This is a genomic window from Pseudomonas savastanoi (assembly GCF_020917325.1).
Taxonomy (GTDB): Bacteria; Pseudomonadota; Gammaproteobacteria; order Pseudomonadales; family Pseudomonadaceae; genus Aquipseudomonas; species Aquipseudomonas amygdali.
Genome location: NZ_CP076652.1, coordinates 1,697,723 through 1,719,698, shown reverse-complemented (window position 1 = coordinate 1,719,698; position 21,976 = coordinate 1,697,723). Strand labels below are relative to the sequence as shown.

The 21,976-nt window shown below is 59.8% G+C and carries 17 protein-coding genes; 4 read left to right on the top strand and 13 right to left on the bottom strand.

Annotated features, from left to right (window positions below; genetic code table 11):
- Positions 1-7: 7 nt before the first annotated feature.
- Together KP808_RS07635 and rluC are read right to left on the bottom strand one after the other, a co-directional pair.
- Positions 8-670 carry an HAD-IA family hydrolase gene (locus KP808_RS07635; RefSeq protein WP_057405089.1) on the bottom strand — a complete coding sequence of 221 codons (663 nt, stop codon included), beginning with the start codon at positions 668-670 and terminating at the stop codon, positions 8-10.
- Positions 660-1,616 (bottom strand): 23S rRNA pseudouridine(955/2504/2580) synthase RluC, encoded by a 957-nt coding sequence (gene rluC, locus KP808_RS07630; protein ID WP_002552683.1) that lies wholly within the window; start codon positions 1,614-1,616, stop codon positions 660-662. The genes KP808_RS07635 and rluC overlap by 11 nt, the downstream gene beginning before the upstream one ends.
- Positions 1,617-2,333: 717 nt before the next feature.
- On the opposite strand from rluC, the gene rne reads away from it, so the two are divergent.
- A complete protein-coding gene (gene rne, locus KP808_RS07625; RefSeq protein ID WP_456107278.1) occupies positions 2,334-5,672 on the top strand; it encodes a ribonuclease E in 3,339 nt (1,112 codons plus the stop codon).
- A gap of 169 nt (positions 5,673-5,841) precedes the next feature.
- On the opposite strand, the gene murB is transcribed toward rne, so the two are convergent.
- The 10 genes from murB to KP808_RS07575 all read right to left on the bottom strand — a co-directional run bounded on the left by murB (position 5,842) and on the right by KP808_RS07575 (position 14,919).
- Positions 5,842-6,861: a UDP-N-acetylmuramate dehydrogenase gene (murB, locus tag KP808_RS07620; RefSeq protein ID WP_230017951.1), complete on the bottom strand. Its 1,020-nt coding sequence runs from the start codon at positions 6,859-6,861 to the stop codon at positions 5,842-5,844.
- A gap of 34 nt (positions 6,862-6,895) precedes the next feature.
- The gene (gene kdsB, locus KP808_RS07615) at positions 6,896-7,660 is read right to left on the bottom strand and encodes a 3-deoxy-manno-octulosonate cytidylyltransferase (protein WP_230017949.1); all 765 of its coding nucleotides are present in this window, start codon (positions 7,658-7,660) and stop codon (positions 6,896-6,898) included.
- The gene (locus KP808_RS07610; protein WP_002552679.1) at positions 7,657-7,842 is read right to left on the bottom strand and encodes a Trm112 family protein; all 186 of its coding nucleotides are present in this window, start codon (positions 7,840-7,842) and stop codon (positions 7,657-7,659) included. Before KP808_RS07610 ends, kdsB begins: the two co-directional genes overlap by 4 nt.
- A gap of 17 nt (positions 7,843-7,859) precedes the next feature.
- On the bottom strand, positions 7,860-8,855 hold the full coding sequence (gene lpxK, locus KP808_RS07605; RefSeq protein WP_230017947.1) for a tetraacyldisaccharide 4'-kinase: 996 nt from the start codon (positions 8,853-8,855) through the stop codon (positions 7,860-7,862).
- A complete protein-coding gene (locus tag KP808_RS07600; protein ID WP_002552677.1) occupies positions 8,855-9,286 on the bottom strand; it encodes an ExbD/TolR family protein in 432 nt (143 codons plus the stop codon). Before KP808_RS07600 ends, lpxK begins: the two co-directional genes overlap by 1 nt.
- Positions 9,283-9,960, bottom strand: a complete 678-nt coding sequence (locus tag KP808_RS07595) for a MotA/TolQ/ExbB proton channel family protein (RefSeq protein WP_002552676.1) — start codon at positions 9,958-9,960, stop codon at positions 9,283-9,285. Before KP808_RS07595 ends, KP808_RS07600 begins: the two co-directional genes overlap by 4 nt.
- Positions 9,961-10,041: 81 nt before the next feature.
- Positions 10,042-12,258, bottom strand: a complete 2,217-nt coding sequence (locus tag KP808_RS07590) for a DNA internalization-related competence protein ComEC/Rec2 (protein WP_230017945.1) — start codon at positions 12,256-12,258, stop codon at positions 10,042-10,044.
- Positions 12,259-12,394: 136 nt separating this feature from the next.
- A complete protein-coding gene (locus tag KP808_RS07585; RefSeq protein ID WP_058401669.1) occupies positions 12,395-13,183 on the bottom strand; it encodes an ABC transporter permease in 789 nt (262 codons plus the stop codon).
- Positions 13,180-14,112 (bottom strand): ABC transporter ATP-binding protein, encoded by a 933-nt coding sequence (locus tag KP808_RS07580; RefSeq protein ID WP_002552672.1) that lies wholly within the window; start codon positions 14,110-14,112, stop codon positions 13,180-13,182. The genes KP808_RS07585 and KP808_RS07580 overlap by 4 nt, the downstream gene beginning before the upstream one ends.
- A 183-nt stretch (positions 14,113-14,295) precedes the next feature.
- Positions 14,296-14,919: a glutathione S-transferase gene (locus KP808_RS07575; protein ID WP_058401668.1), complete on the bottom strand. Its 624-nt coding sequence runs from the start codon at positions 14,917-14,919 to the stop codon at positions 14,296-14,298.
- 162 nt (positions 14,920-15,081) lie between these two features.
- Between KP808_RS07575 and KP808_RS07570 the strand changes: the two genes are divergently transcribed.
- The 3 genes from KP808_RS07570 to KP808_RS07560 all read left to right on the top strand — a co-directional run bounded on the left by KP808_RS07570 (position 15,082) and on the right by KP808_RS07560 (position 19,073).
- Positions 15,082-17,529 carry an acyl-CoA dehydrogenase gene (locus KP808_RS07570; protein WP_058401667.1) on the top strand — a complete coding sequence of 816 codons (2,448 nt, stop codon included), beginning with the start codon at positions 15,082-15,084 and terminating at the stop codon, positions 17,527-17,529.
- Between the two features lie 77 nt (positions 17,530-17,606).
- Positions 17,607-18,017 carry a PA2817 family protein gene (locus KP808_RS07565; RefSeq protein ID WP_004657828.1) on the top strand — a complete coding sequence of 137 codons (411 nt, stop codon included), beginning with the start codon at positions 17,607-17,609 and terminating at the stop codon, positions 18,015-18,017.
- A gap of 201 nt (positions 18,018-18,218) precedes the next feature.
- The gene (locus KP808_RS07560; RefSeq protein ID WP_058401666.1) at positions 18,219-19,073 is read left to right on the top strand and encodes a pirin family protein; all 855 of its coding nucleotides are present in this window, start codon (positions 18,219-18,221) and stop codon (positions 19,071-19,073) included.
- A gap of 112 nt (positions 19,074-19,185) precedes the next feature.
- On the opposite strand, the gene aceE is transcribed toward KP808_RS07560, so the two are convergent.
- Complete coding sequence (aceE, locus tag KP808_RS07555; protein WP_058401665.1) at positions 19,186-21,855, bottom strand: pyruvate dehydrogenase (acetyl-transferring), homodimeric type; 2,670 nt, start codon at positions 21,853-21,855, stop codon at positions 19,186-19,188.
- Positions 21,856-21,976 lie beyond the last annotated feature (121 nt).

Here is a 21,976-nt window from a genome sequence, read left to right as displayed (position 1 = left end):
CCTAAAACTAGACGCCGCGCCCATTCAACCAGGTGCGCAGCTCGGAAAAATGCTCAATAGCCAATCGTGGCTGAAACTGGCGCAACGACTCCAGCGACTGAGCGCCATAACCCACCGCAACCGAATCCATACCTGCGTTGCGGGCCATCAGCAGATCGAATGACGCATCGCCAATCATCAACGAACGCTGCGGCGCAACATCACAATGCGCCATGATCTCGTTCAACATCAGCGGGTCCGGCTTGCTGGCGGTTTCGTCGGCAGCCCGGGTGGCATCGAAGTAATCGCCCCAGCCATTGGCTTGTAGCACCCGATCCAGCCCACGGCGCGCCTTGCCGGTAGCGACCGCCAGACGATAGCCGTCCTCGCGAAACGCCTGCATCGACTCCAAAACGCCCTCGAACAGCGGCGAAGGCACGTTATCCATTGCCATATAGCTGTCAGCATAGCGCTGCCGAAAGTCGATCACCTGATTGTCACTGATCTGCGGATAAAGGGTTCGAATCGCCTCGGGCAGACCCAGACCGATAATGCCCTTGATCGCCGGATCGTCACGAACCTCAAGATCAGTCTCGATAGCCGCGGTACGCATGGCCAGAACAATTCGCCCCACAGAGTCGGCCAGCGTGCCGTCCCAGTCAAAAATCAACAGATCGTAATCACGGCGCACTCAAACGCTCCACTGTCTTGGCCCACATTTCATCCACAGGCGCCTGCACATTCAGTTTGCTGCCATCGGGCATCGGCACCGTCAGCATGTAGGCGTGCAGAAACAGACGCTTGCCGCCCAGATCGCGAATTTCGCGACTGAAATTCTCGTCACCGTATTTGGTATCACCTGCAATGGCGTGCCCCGCATGCAGCGTGTGCACGCGGATCTGGTGCGTGCGCCCGGTCACCGGCTTGGCTTCGACCATGGTGGCAAAGTCACCGAAACGACGCAGCACCTTGAAAATCGTCAGGGCCTCCTTACCCTCTTCATTGACCTCGACCATGCGCTCGCCGGAACGCAGATTGCTTTTCATCAGTGGCGCACGCACCTGCTTTTGAGCCGTTGCCCAGTTACCGCGGACCAGCGCCATGTAGCGCTTGTCGACACCGTCACCGCGCAAGGCTTCGTGCAGGTGGCGCAGCATGCTGCGTTTCTTGGCAATCATCAGCAGGCCCGATGTATCGCGGTCCAGGCGGTGCACAAGTTCAAGCTCCTTGGCATCCGGACGCAACTGACGGAATGCTTCGATTACCCCGAAGCTCAGGCCGCTGCCGCCATGCACAGCGATACCCGCAGGCTTGTTGAGCACGATCAGCGCCTTGTCTTCGTAGACAATCGCAGCCTCGAGGCGCTGCAGCAGAGCCTGCGCAACCGGCACCGGCTCGTCGCGCTCAGGCACGCGTACAGGAGGAATGCGCACGATATCGCCTGCCTGCAACTTATACTCCGGCTTGATCCGCCCCTTGTTCACACGCACTTCGCCTTTGCGCAAAATGCGGTAAATCAAGGTTTTGGGCACACCCTTGAGATAAGTGATCAGAAAATTATCGATGCGTTGACCGGCAAGTTCCGGGGCAACCTCAACCAGCTGGACGCCGGGGGTTGGAGGGGCAATATTCGTCATGTCGCAAATGATAACAATTTTTTATGGATTTGAAGCACTTAATGATTGCTGCTATAGTCGCGAACGCCGCCAAAAGCGGCCGGACAGCGGACCAACGGTTGACAACCGGCCCTGACCAACGCAATTCACAAGGACGGGAGGCCGTCCTACGCAGTGTTCGGTGACAACGGAGCACGCTGAAAACGTAACGAGCGCAGGTGACATGAGGCCGGAAACACGCCTGACAGCAGAGCAGACAGCTCGCGGCCAGTGCGGACAGTTCATGGCCAGTTCACAAAGTGCAGTCGCTTTCAGACGCTACGAGCGAATGCTTCGGGAACAACGCCTCAAGCCATGATGCGCGACCTTCCCTATCGAAGATCGCGGTAAATGCCAACCCGCTGCGGATTCTGCGCGCGGCAGCACCCGAATTATCAGGGATACGTGTAGGGTGGAGACGCACAACCATCGGACTGTGTAGCACAAGGCTTGTTCTAGACGCTTCATCTCGTCCGCTACCGATGGTCGATTCCTCCTCCTGACAAAGCTTTTGCTGAAAAGGGTGTCTTATGCCACCACAGCAAGCAGGAAACGTCGTCGCGACCCTCCGCCCCCTCTGGGCGAGGACCTCGCTAGACACTGGAGTGTCCAACCACTCCTGACGTGCCCTGACACCGACCGTGAGAAGTCGTGTGTGCCGAACGCCGTTTCCGGCAGCCCGGAAACCGACGGTACTACATGAAAAGAATGCTGATTAACGCAACTCAACCCGAAGAGTTGCGTGTTGCACTGGTAGACGGCCAGCGCCTCTACGACCTGGACATCGAGTCAGGTGCACGCGAGCAGAAGAAGGCCAACATCTATAAAGGCCGAATCACTCGCATCGAACCCAGCCTTGAGGCTGCCTTTGTCGATTTCGGCTCTGAGCGCCACGGCTTTCTGCCCCTCAAGGAAATCTCCCGCGAGTACTTCAAGAAAGCCCCTGAAGGCCGCGTCAACATCAAGGACGTCCTGAGCGAAGGCCAGGAAGTCATCGTTCAGGTCGAGAAAGAAGAGCGTGGCAACAAGGGCGCAGCCCTGACCACCTTCATCAGCCTTGCAGGCCGTTATCTGGTCCTGATGCCGAACAACCCTCGCGCCGGTGGCATCTCGCGCCGTATCGAAGGCGAAGAGCGCAACGAACTGCGTGAAGCCCTCAACGGCCTGATCGCTCCAGCCGACATGGGTCTGATCGTTCGTACTGCCGGCCTGGGCCGCAGCAGCGAAGAAATGCAGTGGGACCTCGATTACCTGCTGCAACTGTGGACCGCCATCAAGGAAGCGTCCCTGGACCGTTCGGCCCCTTTCCTGATCTATCAGGAAAGCAACGTCATCATCCGCGCCATCCGTGACTACCTGCGTCAGGATATCGGCGAAGTCCTGATCGACAGCGTCGAAGCCCAGGAAGAAGCCCTGACCTTCATCCGCCAGGTGATGCCGCAGTACGCCAGCAAGATCAAACTGTACGAAGACAGCGTTCCACTGTTCAACCGCTTCCAGATCGAAAGCCAGATCGAAACCGCCTTCCAGCGCGTGGTCGAACTGCCTTCCGGCGGCTCCATCGTCATCGATCCGACCGAAGCCCTGGTGTCCATCGACATCAACTCGGCGCGCGCCACCAAAGGCAGCGACATCGAAGAAACCGCCCTGCAGACCAACCTTGAAGCGGCTGAGGAAATCGCCCGTCAATTGCGTCTGCGCGACATCGGCGGCCTGATCGTCATCGACTTCATCGACATGACACCGGCCAAGAACCAGCGCGCCGTGGAAGAAAAAGTCCGCGAAAGCCTGGAAGCCGACCGCGCCCGCGTGCAGATCGGTCGCATTTCACGCTTCGGCCTACTGGAAATGTCCCGTCAGCGCCTGCGTCCATCGCTGGGCGAAAGCAGCGGCATCGTCTGCCCTCGCTGCAACGGCACCGGCATCATCCGTGATGTTGAATCGCTGTCGCTGGCCATCCTGCGCCTGATCGAAGAAGAAGCCCTGAAAGACCGCACTGCCGAAGTGCGCGCTCAGGTGCCGATTCCGGTCGCGGCTTTCCTGCTCAACGAAAAACGCAATTCGATCACCAAGATCGAGCTGCGCACCCGTGCGCGCATCATCATCCTGCCGAACGACCAGCTGGAAACCCCGCACTTCGAAGTTCAGCGTCTGCGTGATGACAGCCCGGAAGCACACAACAGCCAGACCAGCTACGAAATCGCCGCGGCTGCAGCCGAAGTGGAAGAAATCGCCCCGCTGGCTGCCGCAACCCGCACTCTTGTTCGCCAGGAAGCAGCCGTCAAGACTGCACCTGCTCGTGCCAATGCGCCGGTTCCGGTAGAAGCCGTTGCGCCTGCCCCAACGCCTGCACCGGTCGCTCACGAGCCAAGCCTGTTCAAGGGCCTGGTGAAATCCCTGGTCAGCCTGTTTGCGACCAAGGAAGAGCCTGCCGCTCCGGTAGTGGTTGAAAAACCTGCTGCCGAACAGCGTCCGGCCCGTAACGAGGAACGCCGCAACGGTCGCCAACAGAGCCGTGGCCGCAACAACCGTCGTGACGAAGAGCGTAAGCCTCGTGAAGAACGCGCCCCCCGTGAAGAACGTGCCGAACGCGCGCCGCGCGAAGAGCGCGCCCCACGTGAGGAGCGTGCACCTCGTGAAGAACGCGCACCTCGTGAAGAGCGTACCGTTCGCGAACCGCGTGAAGCCCGCGAGGATTCAGCACCACGTGAAGAGCGTCCAGCCCGTACTTCCCGCGAGCGCAAGCCTCGTGAAGCACGCGAAGATCGTCCGGTCCGCGAACTGCGCGAGCCTCTGGATGCAGCCCCTGCCGTAAACCTTGCTCGTGAAGAGCGTCCTGAACGCGCACCACGCGAAGAACGCCAGCCGCGCGCGCCTCGCGAAGAACGTCAACCACGCGCCGAACAGGCCGCGGCTGCCGTGAGCGAAGAGGAAGTGCTGCTCAACGAAGAGCAGATCAATGACGAGAACCAGGAAGGCAACGACGGTAGCGAAGGCGACCGCCCTCGCCGCCGCTCCCGCGGTCAGCGTCGTCGCAGCAACCGTCGTGAGCGTCAACGTGATGCCAATGGCAACGTGATCGAAGGCTCTGAAGAAAACGGTTCCGAAGAAAACGGCTCGGCAGAAAATACTGAACAAGGCAGCAGCGCCACCGATCTGTCGGCTGGTCTGGGATTCACCGCAGCAGCTGCGGCTGGCGGCGTGATCAGCGCCACAGCAGAAGCCGATGCACACCAGCAGGCCGAGCGAGCCAACAGCACTGTAGACGCTCCAGCCGTAGAGCCTGCACAGCAAGCGCCTGTTGCCGAAGCCAATACTGCCAAGGCACCGGAAGCTGACGCACCGGCAATTGAAGCATCCACTCCAGAAACTCCGGCAGCAGCAGAACCGGTCGTTGAAGTGCCTGCTGTTGAAGCGCCGGTTGCAGACGATGCGCCAGTCGCCAAACCGGCTCCAGAAGTGGAGGTTCAGCCTGCTGCGGTCGAAGCACCTGCCATTGCTGCGCAGACTGAGCTGTTCGAAGCGCCGCATGCCGAGCGCGTCGTGCCGTTCACACCAACGCCAGAGCCAGCGCCACAAGCGCCTGTCGAAGCAGCGGCTCATGAAGAAGTGCCAGCCACTGAATCGTCCGAACTGCCAACGCCTGCTGCTACTGCTGCCGAGCCTGTCGTCGTGAAGGAGGAGCCTGCTCCTTACGTCGCGCCCAAGGCCGTCGAAGAAGCAGCGCCTGCACCTGCAGAGCAACAACCTGTGATCGTGGAAACACCGGTCGCACCGGTCAGCAGCACCGGCCGTGCACCGAACGATCCTCGTGAAGTTCGTCGTCGCAAGCGTGAAGAAGAAGCACGCCGTCAGCAGGAAGCCGCTGCGGCCAGCACTCCAGTCATCGCCGAAGCAGCACCTGTTGCCGCTGAAGCAGAATCGGTCCAGCCTTCTCAGGCTATCGAGGAAAAGACTGAAGAAGCGGCGACTGAGCAACCAGCAGTCAAACCGCAACATGAAGCCGATAAAGAAAACGAGCCTAAACCACTCGTTTAACTCCGGCCCATGAAAAAGCCCCGCCTGTGCAGACAGGCGGGGCTTTTTCATGTCCGCTGATTGAGGACTGCACTGTGTTCATCTTCAATACACAGCGCTTGATCTAATCCCTTCGCGAGCAAGCGAAGCGTCGCCCGGCTCGCTCCCACAAGAGACCATCCCCAGGCTGTCAGTAGAGGTTCGGCTCCATCTCCAGCTCAACGCCAAAACGCTCGACGATGTCACTCTGGATGCGGCGCGCCAGGCTCAATAGCTGCAAGCCACTGGCCTGCCCGTAATTGACCAGTACCAGTGACTGGAGCTTATGCACGCCAGCGTCGCCGTCACGATAGCCCTTCCAGCCAGCCTGTTCGATCAACCACCCCGCTGCCAGCTTCACCCGGCCATCGGCCTGCGGATAGCCCACGACGCCCGGATGCCCGCTTTTAAGCGTTGCGTACAGTTCAGCAGAAACCACCGGGTTCTTGAAAAAGCTGCCCGCATTGCCAAGTACCGCCGGATCAGGCAGCTTTTCACTGCGAATGGCGCAGATTGCCCGACTGACATCAAAAGGCGTCGGTTTATCGATACCCAACTCGTCGAGACGCTGACGAACCGGACCATATTCAAGGTGCAGATTGGCTACGCGGCTGAGCTTGAAGCGTACCCGCAGGATCAACCAGCGTGCCACCTGGTGCTTGAATACGCTGTCGCGGTAGCCGAACGCACAGTCCTCCAGCGAAAACTCGCGCAATTCACCCGTTTCACGATCCAGCGCAGTCAGGCTATGGAACACATCCTTGATCTCGACGCCATAAGCACCGATGTTCTGCATGGGTGCCGCCCCAACGGTGCCTGGAATCAGACTGAGGTTTTCCAGCCCCGCCAACCCCAGCTCCAGACAGGACTGCACGAACGGATGCCAGGACTCGCCAGCCTCTGCCTCGACAATCGACTCGAGACAGTCCTCATGTACGATGCGAATGCCGCGGCTGGCCATGCGCAGCACCAATGACTGCACATCACCGCTAAGCAGCAGGTTACTGCCACCACCGATGACCAGCAGCGGTACATCGTGCTCGGCCGAATACGCCAGGGCTTCGCGAACATCGTCATCGCTGTGCGCTTCGGCAAACAACCGGGCCTGAACATCCACGCCAAAGGTGTTGAAAGGTTTGAGGGAAATCGCGGATTGCACCTGCAAGGTCATGCCCCTGCCTTCCCGAGCCACTGGATAAACCGCATCAACCCTCCAGCAAGCGCCTTACGCGCTCAAGGTCTTCAGGTGTATCGACACCACCGGGTGGTGCTTCAAGCGCGTCGGCAACGTGAATTCGCACGCCATTCCACAACGCACGCAGCTGCTCCAGGCTTTCGGTGTTTTCCAGCCAGCACGGCCCCCAACTGACGAAGTCATGAAGGAAGCCCGCACGATAGGCGTAGATACCGATATGACGACGATAAGGCACGCCAGCAGGCAACTCGTCTCTGCTTGCGGCCAATGCGTCACGTGCCCACGGCAAGGGCGCCCGGCTGAACGTCAGCGCCAGGCCGTTGATGTCTGTTGCGACCTTGACGATGTTGGGGTTGAACAACGCCGCTACGTCGTCGATAGGCTCGGCCAGCGTAGACATGCCGGCTTCGGGGTGAGCCGCCAGATTGGACGCCACCTGATCGATCACCGCAGGCGGGATCATCGGCTCGTCGCCTTGCACATTGACCACAATCGCATCAGCAGCCAGCCCCAATTTCGCCGCCACCTCGGCCAGACGATCGGTGCCGGAATTGTGATCCTCGCGGGTCAGCAGCACTTCTGCACCAAAAGCCTGACAAGCCTCGACGATGCGCGCATCGTCGGTGGCAATCACCACACGCTCGGCGCTGCTTTTGCACGCCTGCTCCCAGACAAGCTGGACCATGGGCTTGCCAGCAATGGTTTTCAGTGGCTTGCCGGGGAAGCGGCTGGAGCCATAACGCGCAGGAATGACCACGGTGAACGCTGCTGTCATTTTTCCAGCCGCTCATCGGTGCTCAAGGTGCGCGCTTCGCTTTCGAGCATCACCGGGATGCCGTCGCGAACCGGGTAGGCAAGGCCTGCCCCTTTGCTGATCAGCTCGGTCTTGTCGGCGCTGAGCTTCAATGGTCCCTTGCAGACAGGGCAAGCGAGGATATCGAGTAGTTTGGTGTCCATAGGAGATCCTGAAGCAATCATGGAGAGAGACGTAGCAGTTGCTCATCGAACCAGTCGACAAAAGCATTGGACGGTACTGCATCCACTGCCAGATACCACCAGTCATCGGCTGCAAAGGCACGACATTTCACCGCATCCTTCTCGGTCATGACCAAGGGTAATGAAGGCGTGAATGTCAGCGCCTGGGCACTGTAGACCGCATGGTCGGCGAACGCGTGAGCCACCGGCCGCCAGTGTAATCCTTCGAGGGTATTGAAGAAACGTTGAGGATTGCCGATTCCGGCGACCGCATGCAGCGCCTGCCCGGCCGGGAAATAATCCACCGGCTGGCGTTCGTCACTGCGCAGATTGATCAGGGCTGACGGTTTGAGCATAAAGGCGTAGCCATCGTCTCGATCAGCCGTCGCGCCGTTGTAAAGCAAGGCGTCGACACTGCCTAGCCGCTCAACCGGCTCGCGCAGTGGCCCGGCAGGCAGACAACGACGATTGCCCAGCCCGCGGGCGGCATCGATCAGCACCAGCTCCAGATCGCGGGCCAGACGATAATGTTGCAAGCCATCGTCAGAAAGAATCAGATCCAGAGGCTCGGCAGCGAGCAAGGCCTGCACGGCGCGACTGCGATCCGGATCGATCATCAGCGGCACGCCACTGCGTTTGACGATGAGCAAAGGCTCGTCGCCCGCCTCGCTGGCACTCTGGTCGGCCTTGACGCGCCACGGCAGGCTGGGAGGTTTGGCACCGTAACCGCGACTGACCACACCAACGCGCAGGCCACGACGACGGCAGTGCTCGATCATCCATAGGATCAGTGGCGTCTTGCCAGTGCCGCCGATGGTGATATTACCCACCACAATAACCGGCACCGGAGCGCGGTAGATGCTGCCCTCACCCGCCAGAAAGCGCGCGCGTTTGCCATCGACGACACGCCGATAAAGGCATTCGAGCGGACGCAAAAGCGCCAGCGCAGGGTGGCCCTTGTACCAGGCATCAAGCAAACGGTCGGTAAATGCCATCAGTTAGCCGGCGTGGCCTCGACAGTGGTCATGCGCAAATGGCTGAAACCCAGTTTACCCGCCGCATCCATGGCCGTAATCACCGATTGGTGCGGGGTCTTGCCGTCGGCACTGATCGACAACGGCAGGCTGGTATCGCCCGCCGACTCGCGTTGCAGCGCTTCGATCAGGGTTGCCAGATCGTTCTTGGGCAACAGTTGGTTGTTCAGCGAGAAGATCCCGTCGGCGTTGATGGCGATGTCCAGATGCTTAGCGCTGGCGTCCACCTCCGGCGTACCGGTGACCGCCTGTGGCAGATCCACCCGCAGCTGGGTTTCACGGGTGAACGTGGTCGTCACGATGAAAAACAGCAGCAGGATGAACACCACATCAATCAGAGAGACCAGATTGATGTCGATGTTTTCCCGGGGTCTGCGACGGCGAAATTTCACTTCTTCTTGCCCCCGCCCGCTCTGGCCAGCGACTTGAGATCGATTTTGGCGTCGATCAGATCGACATCGCGGTCGCCCTGCACCACTTCAACCAGACGAATGGCCTGCTGCTCCATGCCGACCACCAGCTCATCGACGCGACTTTGCAGAAAGCGATGAAAGAAGATTGCCGGAATAGCCACGATAAGGCCCGACGCGGTACAGATCAGCGCCTTGGAGATACCACCGGCGAGCACACCGGCATTGGCCGTGGCCCCCGAACTGTTGAACGAGCCGAAAATATCGATCATGCCCAGCACCGTACCCAGCAAGCCAAGCAGCGGTGCCATGGCGGCAATCGAACCCAGCGCGCTCAGGTAGCGCTCCAGTTCATGGATAACCCGGGCGGCGGCTTCTTCGATGCATTCCTTCATGATCTCGCGACCGTGCCTGGAATTGGCCAGACCTGCGGCGAGAATTTCACCCAGAGGCGAGTCGGCGCGCAGTTGCTTGAGCTTTTCGCCGTCGAGCTTCTTTTCCTGAATCCACTGCCAGACCTGTCCGAGCAGATGCGGCGGCGTGATACGGCTGGCACGCAGCGTCCACAGACGCTCGATGATAATGCCGGCAGCGGCGATGGAGCTCAAAATAATCGGCAGCATCATCCAGCCGCCAGATTTGACCAGTTCCCACACAGTGATCACTCCCTCGAAAAATTGGCGCCACTCTATCATAGGGTCGCCAAGTGCCGAACGCCGAGATCGATATCCCTTCACTCAGTCACGCCAGAAACGCCGTTGCGCGCGCTCTGCCTGCGGCGTGCCGAACGTACCCAGACGCAGACTGACAGCGCCCAGCTCAGCGCTGTCATAACTGGCCATACCCAGCCATCGATAACGCGCCATGACCAACGGATGCGGGTGGCCGAAGGCGTTGTTACGGCCACGGGAGATCAGCACGCCAACCGCTCCGACGGCCTGAAGAAATACTTTGGATGACGAGGTCCGGCTGCCGTGATGCGGGGACTGCAACCAATGGGCACGAAGGTCGAAACCGCTGGCGATTGCCGCACGTTCCGCGTCGACGTCGATATCACCCGTCAGCAGCAGACGCTCGCCCCCGGCGTCGACACTCAACATGCAGGATGCGGGATTGCCATCAGGCCCCTGCTCCCAGCGCCAGGTGGAGAACACCACCCCATCCCACTCCCAGCGCGCATCGCTCTCACACAAGCGCGCGTCGAGTTGCGGCGCGAGCCTGGCCAGCTCACCGCCCAGTACACGGTCAACCGGAAATGCCTGATGAACCGCCGCTGCGCCCCCGGCATGATCGGAGTCGGCGTGACTGATCAACATCAGGTCCAGATGACGCACACCGGCCTTGCGCATGGCGGGCACGACCACGCGCTGACCGATATCGAACTCGCCGAAACGTGGACCTGCGTCGTACAAGAGCGTGTGATTTCGAGTGCGCAGGAGAATGGCCAGGCCCTGCCCCACGTCCAACTGCAATACTTCTACCTGGCCTGCAGGCACTGAGTCGAGCGGCGGAAAAACGCACAACAACAGCAATGGCCAACCCAGCGGACGCATCGGCACGCCTTTGGGCAGTAATAAAATGAAGGCCCCGAGCAGACTAAGCAGCCACGCCCAGCCCGGCATTGCACTGGGCAACCAGGCGGGCAAGACCGCGGCAACCCAGCCGAGAAACATAAACAGCCACTCCAGCGCTCCTCCGGCCAGCCAGAGCAAGCCTTCGCCCACAACAGGGACCGGCAGCAGCAGTGTTCCAAGCAACGCAGGCGGCAGGACGATCAAGCTGACCCAAGGCACAGCCAGCAAATTGGCAAACGGCCCGCTGAGGCTGATCGGCAGGTTCAGCGCCAGCAGAACAGGCAGCAAGCCAATTGCGATCAGCCACTGCGCACGCGTCCAGCTTTGCCACCAATTCCAGGCACCGAGACGTCCACTGAAAATCAGCACCAGAATGCCAACCGCCGCGAAAGACAGCCAGAACCCCGGCTGCAGTGTCACCAGCGGCTCGAAAATCAGCACCGCGTTGAATGACAGTAACAACGGCCAGACAACGCCCAGGTGCCGAAAGCGCAAACGCCACAGCAGCACCATCGCGACCATCACACAGGCACGCCGTACCGGCACCTCGAAACCGGCCAGCAGCCCGTAACCCAGCGCAGCGATGAACGCCAGCGCACAGGCACAAGGCAGCCAGGGTAAAGCCCGTGGCCACAGCCCCCAGCGTGCAAGGCCTGCGACCAGCGCGTAAATCACCCCGGCCAGCAAACCGATATGCTGGCCGGAAATCACCAGCAGATGCACCGTGCCGGTGTCCTGCAGCACCTGCCAATCGGTGCTCGACAACCCGGAGCCATCGCCCAGCACCAGCGCCGCCAAGCCGCCCTCTCTGCCCTGCGCATCGACCGCCAGCAAGCGCTGACGAATAAGGTCGCGCCACGCCCCGCGCGCAGGTGTCAGCAGTTGACCATCCACCACCGTACCGGTGGCACCGATGCGCTGCGCCAACAGCCAGGCTTCGTAATCAAAAGCATCAGGATTGACCAGCCCGGCCGGCCGCTTGAGTTTGACCGCCATGCGCCAGCGCTCACCGCTGTTGACCTGCGGACCGCCGTACCACGCCACCCGGATGCGTGCAGGCAATATGGCCCTGCGCGACCTTGCCCCTTCCAGTTCGAAACGCACCACGCCCTCGGCGACACTGGGCAAACCGACTACCTTGCCTTGCAGCCAAAGCGTCTGACCGTCCAGACGATGAACCAGACGGTCATTCAACGCCCACTGCGCAGAAACACACGCCCAAGTAAAACCGAGCAGGAACAGCGCCAGTGGATAGGTACGAAGCGGTAGCAGCATCAACGCCAGTATCGGCATCAGCAGCAACAGCCAGGTCGGCGGCAAAGCAGGCAGAAAGCGTAAGGCCACAAGCCCCGACGCGAGCGCGATCATCCCTGTGCGCATGGTGATTCCTTGAAGCGGAAAGCTTCAAGGATCAGCGCAATATCGAAATGTCGGAAGTGATGGTGTGTTGCAAAACCTGAACAGCCGTTCTCGGCAGACAGGCGACCCGCCAGGCTGGCGGGTCGCAAAGCATGTGTTACTGACGCATACCGCGCCCGCTCACCAGCAACCGTGCGCAGCCGAAGTACAGCACAAACGTTGCCACGATCATGAACGCCAGGGCGATGCTGATCTTGATGTCGGAGACGCCCAGAATGCCGTAGCGGAAGGCGTTGACCATGTGCAGGACCGGGTTGGCCAGCGACACGGTCTGCCAGAACGGCGGCAACAGGTTGATCGAATAGAACACGCCGCCCAGGTAAGTCAGCGGGGTCAGGACGAAGGTCGGGATGATCGAGATATCGTCGAAGTTGCGCGCGAACACTGCGTTGATGAAGCCCAGCAGCGAGAAGATGGTGGCGGTCAACACCACCACCAGAATGGTCACGCCCAAGTGGTGCACTTGCAGGTCGGTGAAAAACATCGACAGCATGGTGACGATGAAACCGACCATCAGACCACGCAACACACCGCCCAGGGTGTAACCGACCAGAATGGTGTGCGGGGAAACCGGCGAGACCATCAGTTCTTCGATGGAGTGCTGAAACTTGGCACCAAAGAAGCTGGATACCACGTTGCCGTAGGAGTTGGTGATCACCGACATCATGATCAGCCCCGGCACGATGTACTGCATGTAGGTAAAGCCGCCCATGTCGCCAATCTGGCGGCCGATCAGGTTACCGAAGATCACGAAGTACAGAACCATGGTGATCGCAGGCGGCAGCAGGGTCTGCGGCCAGATCCGCATGAAGCGATGGACCTCGCGGTAAACGATGGTCTTCAGGGCAATCAGGTTGGGGCGCAACTCGCCGCTCTGCACAGTCATAGCGCCACCTTCGCAAGGTTTTTTTCCACCAGGGACACAAACAACTCCTCAAGGCGATTGGATTTATTGCGCAGGCTCAAGACTTCGATGTTCTGGAAAGCGAGCTGGCTAAACAGCGCGGTGATGCCGACATTCTTGTCGACCTGAACTTCCAGGGTGTGGCTGTCGAGCAAACGGCAAGGGAAACCGGGCAGCTGCGGCGCGGTCTGCCAGGACGCCTTCAGATCCAGCACGAAGGTTTCGACAGTCAGGGTGCTGAGCAATTGCTTCATGCCGGTGTTCTGCACGATCACCCCGTGGTCGATAATGCCGATGTTGCGGCACAGCTGCTCGGCCTCTTCCAGGTAGTGCGTGGTGAGGATGATGGTGATGCCTTTTTGATTCAGTTCGGTCAGGAACGTCCACATCGAACGGCGCAACTCGATGTCCACACCAGCAGTGGGCTCATCGAGGATCAGCAGACGCGGCTCATGAATCAGCGCACGGGCGATCATCAAGCGCCGCTTCATGCCGCCTGACAGCGACCGTGAAGGCACGTCGCGCTTGTCCCACAGGCCCAGTTGAGTCAGGTACTGCTCGGCGCGCTCCTTGGCGATCTTTGCCGGGATGCCGTAGTAACCCGCCTGGGTGACGACGATGTCGAAGGTCTTCTCGAACTGGTTGAAGTTGAACTCCTGCGGCACCACGCCAATGGAACGCTTGAGCGCAGCGGGCTCGCGATCCAGATCGTGACCGAAGATGTTCACCGTTCCGCTGGTCTTGTTGACCAGCGTCGAGATGATACCGATGGTGGTGGACTTGCCTGCGCCATTAGGGCCAAGCAAAGCGAAGAAATCACCCTCGGCCACGTCCAGATCAATGCCACTCAAGGCCTGGAAACCGTTGCCGTAGGTTTTGGTTAGCTGCCGAATGGACAGAGCGGAAGACATATCGGAAAGAGTACTCATCAGGAAAAAGGAATGAAGCTGACCGGGAACACACGCCTGTCATGACGACCCAGGCGTGCAATGGTGCTCGGCTGGGTCATTCAAGTACAGACACATCTGTTAATAGTAAATATCAAGAGCCGGACATGAGCCCGATCAACTGTTTTAAATGCTCAGACTGCATGCTCAGGTCAGCGGACTCATGACGGCCTTGCGATACGCCGGACGCGTCTTGAGGCGTTCATACCAGGCTTGGAGGTGGGGCAGCGGCGGACGTTCAATCGGCATTTCGAACCAGCCGTAAGCGAAGCACCCCAGGGGAATGTCGCCCATGCCAAAAGCTTCGCCGGACAGGTAAGGCTGGCGAGACAGGGCCTCATCGGCGACCAGCAGCAGACTGTGCAGGGTCTTGATGCCTTGCTCGATGGCCGGCCAGTCCTGTTTCTCGGGCGGGGTGCGTACCACGCCCCAGAGTACCGGGCTGAACGGGGCCGCGATGGTCGAGGAGGTCCAGTCCATCCACTTGTCTGCGTTGGCGCGAGCCTGAAGGTCAGCGGGGTATAAGTCCGAGTCCGGGGCATGGCGGGCGGCCAGATAGCGTACGATCGCGTTCGACTCCCAAAGCACGAAATCGCCGTCTTCAATCATGGGAATCCGGCCATTGGGGTTTTTCGCGCGGTAAGCTGCTTCATTGACCAGCCCGAATGCCCCACCGGCGTCCTGCGTCTCGTAGGGCACGCCCACTTCTTCGGCAATCCAGAGTGCCTTGCGCACATTGCTGGAATTCTTCCGTCCCCATATCTTGAGCATTGCGTTCCCCTCGCAGTCGCTGATAAATAAAGGCTCACAGTCTACCCCGAAGCGGCGGCAACTTCCTCGTCAACCAGGGGTCACTATCGATGTCGCCTCACCACTGCCCGGCGACCAGTTCTTGATCGCTGCCACGGCGGCGGTCATCACGGAGGAATACCTATGCTGTTGTTGTGGATTGTAGTGCTGGTCGTCGGCATTGCCTGGCTGGCCCATCGGCGTACCGCCCCGCTCCCGGCGCTTGGCGTGGTAGCCGTCTACCTGCTGGCCATGGGCATTTTCAGCCACGCGCCAGGATGGCTGCTGACTGTTTTCTGGGTGCTGTGGCTGGCAGTGTTCGTACCTGTTGTGCTGCCCGACCTGCGCCGCAAGCACTTCACTGCGCCCATGTTCAGCTGGTTTCAGAAAGTGCTGCCGCCCATGTCGGAAACCGAGCGCGATGCGATTGACGCCGGTACCGTCTGGTGGGATGGCGAGCTGTTCAGCGGTCGCCCGGACTGGGACAAGCTGCTGGCCTATCCAAAAGTCCAGCTCACCGAAGAAGAACAGGCCTTTATCGACGGGCCGACCGAAGAACTCTGCGCGATGGTCAGCGACTGGGAAATCGGTCAGGCCATGGACCTGCCGCCTGAAGCCTGGGCGCACATGAAAGAGCACGGGTTCTTTGCCCTGATCATTCCGAAAGAATTCGGTGGCAAGGGCTTCTCGGCCTACGCCCACTCTCAGGTGGCCATGAAACTGGCCACCCGCAGCGGCGACCTGGCCTCCACCGTGATGGTGCCCAACTCCCTCGGCCCTGCTGAATTGCTGCTGCATTACGGCACCGACGAACAGCGCAACCATTACCTGCCACGTCTGGCACGTGGCGAAGATATCCCCTGCTTCGCGCTGACGGGTCCATTGGCAGGTTCCGATGCGGGCGCGATGCCCGACACCGGGATTATCTGCAAAGGTCAGTGGCAAGGCGAAGAAGTCATCGGCCTGCGCCTGACCTGGGAAAAGCGCTACATCACCCTTGGCCCGGTCGCCACCCTGCTCGGCCTGGCCTTCAAGGCTTACGACCCTGAGCACCTGCTAGGCGAAGAGGAAGACCTAGGCATCAGCCTGGCATTGATTCCGACCGACACACCAGGCGTTGAAATCGGACGGCGCCACTTGCCGCTGGGCGCGGCGTTCATGAACGGCCCGAATTCGGGCAAGGACGTCTTTGTCCCTTTGAGCTACCTGATCGGTGGCCAGCCAATGCTTGGCAAAGGCTGGATGATGCTGATGAACTGCCTGTCGGTGGGACGTTCGATTTCGCTGCCCGCGGTCGGCACCGGCGCTGCCAAGTACACCAGCCTGGTCACCGGCCAGTACGCCAAGGTGCGCGAGCAATTCAATGTGCCGCTGTCGGCGTTCGAAGGTATTCAGGAAGCGCTGGCGCGCATCGGCGGCAACGCCTGGTTGATGGACAGCGCGCGCATGCTGACCGCCAATGCGGTCGATCTGGGAGAAAAACCCTCGGTGCTCTCCGCGATCCTCAAATACCACCTGACCGAGCGTGGCCGCGAATGTATCGGTCACGCCATGGATGTGCATGGCGGCAAGGGCATCATCATGGGCCCGAACAACTACCTGGGCCGCAACTGGCAAGGCGCGCCGATTTTCATCACCGTTGAAGGGGCGAATATCCTTTCACGTAACCTGATGATCTTCGGCCAGGGTGCCATTCGCTGCCATCCATTCGTGCTCAAGGAAATGGCCTTGGCCGGTCGCGAAGACAAGCAGCAGGCGCTGCTCGAGTTTGACGCGCTCCTGCTCAAGCACATCGGTTTTGCGGTGAGCAACGCCGCCAGCACCCTGATTCTTAATCTGGGCTTTGGCCATTTTGAAAGAGCACCGGGCAACAGCCTGAGCCAAGGCTACTTCCGCGCGTTGAACCGTCAGGCAGCAGCTTTCGCGATGTTGGCGGACTTGAGCATGATGCTGCTGGGCGGCGAGTTGAAACGCCGCGAACGCCTGTCGGCGCGTCTGGGGGATGTGCTCAGTCATATGTATCTGGCTTCGGCGGCACTCAAGCGCTACCACGATCTTGGCTCGCCAGATCACATGAGCCCGCTGTTTCGCTGGGCCATGGAAGAAAGTCTGGGCCATTCGGAACGTGCCATGGACGAAATCCTCGGCAACTTCCCTAACCGTGTGCTGGGTGGGCTGTTGCGTGCAGTGGTGTTCCCGTTCGGTCGTCGCCACAAGGGCCCTTCGGACAAGCTGGACGCCGAAGTTGCACAGGTACTGGGCCGCGCCAAGGGCGATCCGACACTGGAAGAGTTGCTCGCAGGCTGCTATCGCCCGCAATCGGCAGAAGATCCGGTCGGCGCGCTGCAACATGCCATCGACTTGCTGACTACTGCATATCCGCTGCACAAGAAGCTGCAAGTGGCGCTCAAGAGTGGTCAGATCAAACCGGCCGCAGGCGAGCATGCCATCGACGCTGCGTTGCGCATCGGTGTATTGCAGGCAGAAGAGGCACAGACACTGCGTACAGCCGAAGCCGCCCGTCGCAAGGTGATCGACGTGGATGATTTCGACAAGGAAGAACTGACCCAGGCAGCGGGCAAGATTCGCTGACGTTCAAGGTCACACCACACAGCAGGCGCGTAGAGCTTTATACTCTCGCGCCTGTTTTTGCATTTGAGGATTACCCGATGGCCGACGCCACTCTCGATCACCAACTTGGCCTGCTGGCACACCTGCGCAGCATTCTGGTCGCGCTGGGCGAGGCCGAGCAGGTTCCGGAAGAAAGCCACGCGCTGTTCATGGAGCGCTTCGACGAACTGGTCGAGCAACTGCCGCAGGACCCGATAGAAAGCCAGTACCTGGGCCAGGACATCCTGTGTCAGGTCATCCAGCGCTACCCGCAAATCGCCCACCTGGTGCCTCGCGACCTGCTGTGGTTTTTTGCCGGTGACTGCCTGCATTTCATGCCGGATGATGAAATCGAGCTGTATCAGGCGCTGGAAGAGCGCCGTTACGAAGCCGAGCAGAACGATGAACCATTTGACTGGAACCAGGAAAAGCAACTGCTGGCCATGTCGACACAGGGCAGCAAACACTGATCACCCAGTGCTCTCAAGCCTGGCCCGGAGGCTATTCCGGGCAGGTTGCCTGTTACTCACGCCAATACGTATCAGCAGGCAACACATCGACAAATACGATCATTCCGTTCCGGGATTCGAATCAGTTTATCGAATAGACAGGCATACCATGACACTCCCTGGCGCCTGAAAAGGCCACCTGATAAGGAGTGCTCTCTTTCCATGACTCAATTTCGTAAAGTCCTGTCGATTCAGGCAGGCCAACCTGCCTCTGACGGCGCGGGAGTCAAACTGACACGCGTTTTCGGCGGACGGGGCGTGGAACAATTCGATCCATTCCTGATGCTGGACGAGTTCGGGTCGGACGTGCCTGATGACTATATCGCGGGCTTTCCACCTCATCCGCACCGTGGCTTCGAAACCGTGACCTACATGCTTGAAGGCCGCATGCGTCACGAAGACCATATGGGCAATGTGGGCCTGCTGCAGGGCGGCGGCGTACAGTGGATGACCGCCGCACGCGGGATCATTCACAGCGAAATGCCTGAACAGGAAGAAGGCACCATGCGAGGTTTTCAGCTATGGCTGAACCTGCCGGGCAAGAACAAGCTGAACGACGCCAGTTATCAGGACATCCAGCCGGAAAACGTTCCTCGCCTGACCACTGCAGCCGGTGTGCAGGTAGTGGTATTGGCCGGGCATTTCGACGATGGCCAGGTTCAACAGGCCGGTGCGGTACAGCGCCCGGATACCGAGCCCTTGTACTTTGACTTCGACATGCCTGCCGGCAGTCGTATCAGCCCGCGCATGCCCGAAGGGCATCTTGCATTGCTGTACGTTTACGAAGGCAGTATCGAAATAGAAGGCAGCGCACAGTCAGTGAGCAAGCGCCATCTTGCGCGCCTGTCTGACACCGGTGATTTGCAGATCAGCAGCACCAAGGGTGCACGCGTCTTGTTGATTGCCGGCAAGCCCTTGCGCGAGCCGATCGTGCAGTACGGGCCGTTCGTGATGAACACCCGCGAAGAGATTGACCAGGCGCTGCGTGATTTCCGGGAAGATCGTCTGACGGCGTGACAGGCTAAAGCCGCCGGCAGATATTCTCACGCAGGTAATCAAAAAACCGTGCACTTCGCTTGAAGTGCACGGTTTCCTGACCACGGCTTGGTAACAGAGAGACAGGCGCGACTCAGACCAGCACAGGGTCCTGCTTGTCTGGGTCGATCTTGTAGCGTTCGATGGCCTGAGCAACGACCTTACGCTCGACCTTGCCGTCATCGGCCAGCGCCTTGAGCGCAGCAACTGCCACGAAGTAACGGTCTACCTCAAAGAAATGACGCAGCGATTCACGGGTATCGGACTGACCAAAACCATCCGTACCCAGCGCCACGAAACGACGCAAAGGTACGAATGGACGGATCTGGTCAGCGAAGATCTTCATGTAATCCGTTGCTACTACGACCGGCCCTTCCCTGTCGGCGAGACAGCTTTCAACGTAGCTCAGGCGCGGCTCCTGCTCAGGGTGCAGCAGGTTCCAGCGCTCGACGTCCTGGCCTTCACGGCGCAGCTCGGTGAGGCTGGTAACACTCCAGACTTCACTGCTCACACCAAAGTCGTCCTCCAGCAATCTGGCGGCCGCGATGACTTCGAGAAGGATCGACCCGCAGCCCATCAATTGCACGTGTTTGCCGGAGTTGACCGACGCACTGGCCTGCAATGGGTACATCCCTTTGATAATGCCGGCTTCGGCGCCCTCGGGCAGATCAGGGTGCGGGTAGTTCTCGTTGAGCAAGGTGATGTAGTAATAAATGTCCTCATTTTCGGCAAACATGCGGCGCATGCCGTCCTGAATGATCACCGCCAGTTCGAAGGCAAACGTCGGGTCGTAAGATACACAGCACGGTATCGTCGACGACATCACGTGGCTGTGCCCGTCATCATGCTGCAGGCCTTCGCCCATCAGCGTGGTCCGGCCTGAGGTGGCCCCCAGCAGAAAGCCCCTGGCCCTGGCATCACCCGCCGCCCAGGCCAGATCGCCCACACGCTGGAAACCGAACATCGAATAGAAGATATAGAACGGCACGGTCATCACGCCATGGTTGGCGTAGGACGTACTGGCTGCAATCCATGAGGAAATGGCGCCGGACTCGTTCAGCCCTTCCTGCATGATCTGCCCGTCGGTGCTTTCCTTGTAGTAGCTCAGTTGCCCTGCATCCTGTGGCGTGTACAACTGACCGACATGGGAATGGATGCCGATCTGGCGGAACAGGTTCTCCATACCAAAGGTTCGCGACTCGTCCGGCACAATCGGCACAATCAACTTGCCGATGTTCGGGTCCTTGAGCAGCGTCGAAAGGATGCGCACAAAGGCCATGGTCGTCGATATACCGCGATCACCGGTGCTTTTCAGCTGGGTATCCAGCACCGAAAGCGGCGGAACCTGCAAGGTGGCCGCGTCACTGAAACGCGCCGGAATGTAACCGCCCAACTGAGCCCGGCGGGCCTTGAGGTACAGCGCTTCGGTACTGCCCTCGGCGGGTTTCAGATAAGGCATGTCGCCCAGTTGATCATCGGTGATGTCCAGAGAGAAACGGTCGCGGAAGGCCTTGATTGCCTCTGCCCCGAGTTTCTTCAACTGGTGATTGATGTTCTGCCCCTCGCCCGCCTCGCCCATGCCGAAACCTTTGACCGTCTTGGCCAGAATCACGGTCGGCCCGCCCTTGTGACGCATTGCGGCAGCGTAGGCGTTGTAGACTTTTTCCGGATCGTGCCCGCCCCGCGAGAGCTTCCAGATATCGTCGTCGCTCATGTCGCTGACCAGCTCCAGCAACTCCGGGTACTTGCCGAAGAAATGCTCACGCACGTAGGCGCCGTTCTGGGATTTGTAGTTCTGGTACTCGCCGTCCACGCATTCCATCATGCGCTGACGCAGCAGCCCGCTCTTGTCCTTCTCCAGCAGCGCATCCCAGCCACTGCCCCAGATGACCTTGATTACGTTCCAGCCAGCGGCGCGATACAGGCTTTCGAATTCCTGAATGACCTTGCTGTTGCCACGCACCGGGCCGTCGAGACGCTGCAGGTTGCAGTTGACCACGAAGATAATGTTGTCGAGCTTCTCGCGCCCGGCCAGCGCAATGGCCGCCTGAGACTCGGGCTGGTCCATTTCGCCATCGCCGAGAAATGCCCAGACCTTGCGGCCCTGATGCTCCTTGAGCCCGCGATTTTCCAGGTAACGCATGAAGCGCGCCTGATACGCCGCCGTAATTGGCCCAAGCCCCATGGAGACCGTAGGGAACTGCCAGAAGTCCGGCATCAGACGCGGATGTGGATAGGACGAAATGCCATCGCGATCCGTTTCGCGACGGAAGTTGTCCAGTTGCTCTTCGCTCAGGCGACCTTCCAGGTACGCCCTGCCGTAAATGCCCGGAGAAGAATGGCCCTGAATGTAAACCAGATCGCCAGCGAACTGCTCGGTACGGCCACGGAAGAAGTGATCAAACCCCACGTCATAGAGCACGGCGGCAGACGCGTAGGAGGCGATATGGCCGCCCACACCGGAATGCTTGCCGGCACGCAGTACCATCGCCAGGGCGTTCCAGCGGATGAACGCGTTGATACGCTTTTCAACCTGAAGGTCACCCGGATAAGGCTGCTGACGGTCGCTGGGAATAGTGTTGACGTAGGGCGTCGTGACCCGACCATAGAAATCGCCGTGTTGAGCGACATCGAAGTCCAGCAACTGATCGATCAGGTAGTGCGCGCGCGGGCGCCCTTCACTGTTGAGTACCGACTCAATCGATTCGAGCCATTCGCGGGTTTCTTGCGGATCCTCGTCAAGAAACCGGGGTTGCTGTGCCATCGTCGTCTCCTACTGTGATGCGGCAGTGGACGCCGGACAGGCGTCTGCCTTGAAAAATCTGATTGCAATTGCAATCACATGCCGGAATTTATCCCGTGCTCGGTTACTATTGCAACCCTCA

Coding starts and splice junctions, on each gene's coding strand:
- murB (WP_230017951.1), bottom strand. CDS start 6,861: ATGACCTTGCAGGTGCAATCCGCGATTTCCCTCAAACCTTTCAACACC.
- KP808_RS07590 (WP_230017945.1), bottom strand. CDS start 12,258: ATGCGCACAGGGATGATCGCGCTCGCGTCGGGGCTTGTGGCCTTACGC.
- KP808_RS07565 (WP_004657828.1), top strand. CDS start 17,607: ATGGCCGACGCCACTCTCGATCACCAACTTGGCCTGCTGGCACACCTG.
- lpxK (WP_230017947.1), bottom strand. CDS start 8,855: ATGGCATTTACCGACCGTTTGCTTGATGCCTGGTACAAGGGCCACCCT.
- KP808_RS07580 (WP_002552672.1), bottom strand. CDS start 14,112: ATGTCTTCCGCTCTGTCCATTCGGCAGCTAACCAAAACCTACGGCAAC.
- KP808_RS07570 (WP_058401667.1), top strand. CDS start 15,082: ATGCTGTTGTTGTGGATTGTAGTGCTGGTCGTCGGCATTGCCTGGCTG.
- aceE (WP_058401665.1), bottom strand. CDS start 21,855: ATGGCACAGCAACCCCGGTTTCTTGACGAGGATCCGCAAGAAACCCGC.
- KP808_RS07610 (WP_002552679.1), bottom strand. CDS start 7,842: ATGGACACCAAACTACTCGATATCCTCGCTTGCCCTGTCTGCAAGGGA.
- kdsB (WP_230017949.1), bottom strand. CDS start 7,660: ATGACAGCAGCGTTCACCGTGGTCATTCCTGCGCGTTATGGCTCCAGC.
- rluC (WP_002552683.1), bottom strand. CDS start 1,616: ATGACGAATATTGCCCCTCCAACCCCCGGCGTCCAGCTGGTTGAGGTT.
- KP808_RS07575 (WP_058401668.1), bottom strand. CDS start 14,919: ATGCTCAAGATATGGGGACGGAAGAATTCCAGCAATGTGCGCAAGGCA.
- rne (WP_456107278.1), top strand. CDS start 2,334: ATGAAAAGAATGCTGATTAACGCAACTCAACCCGAAGAGTTGCGTGTT.
- KP808_RS07560 (WP_058401666.1), top strand. CDS start 18,219: ATGACTCAATTTCGTAAAGTCCTGTCGATTCAGGCAGGCCAACCTGCC.
- KP808_RS07585 (WP_058401669.1), bottom strand. CDS start 13,183: ATGACTGTGCAGAGCGGCGAGTTGCGCCCCAACCTGATTGCCCTGAAG.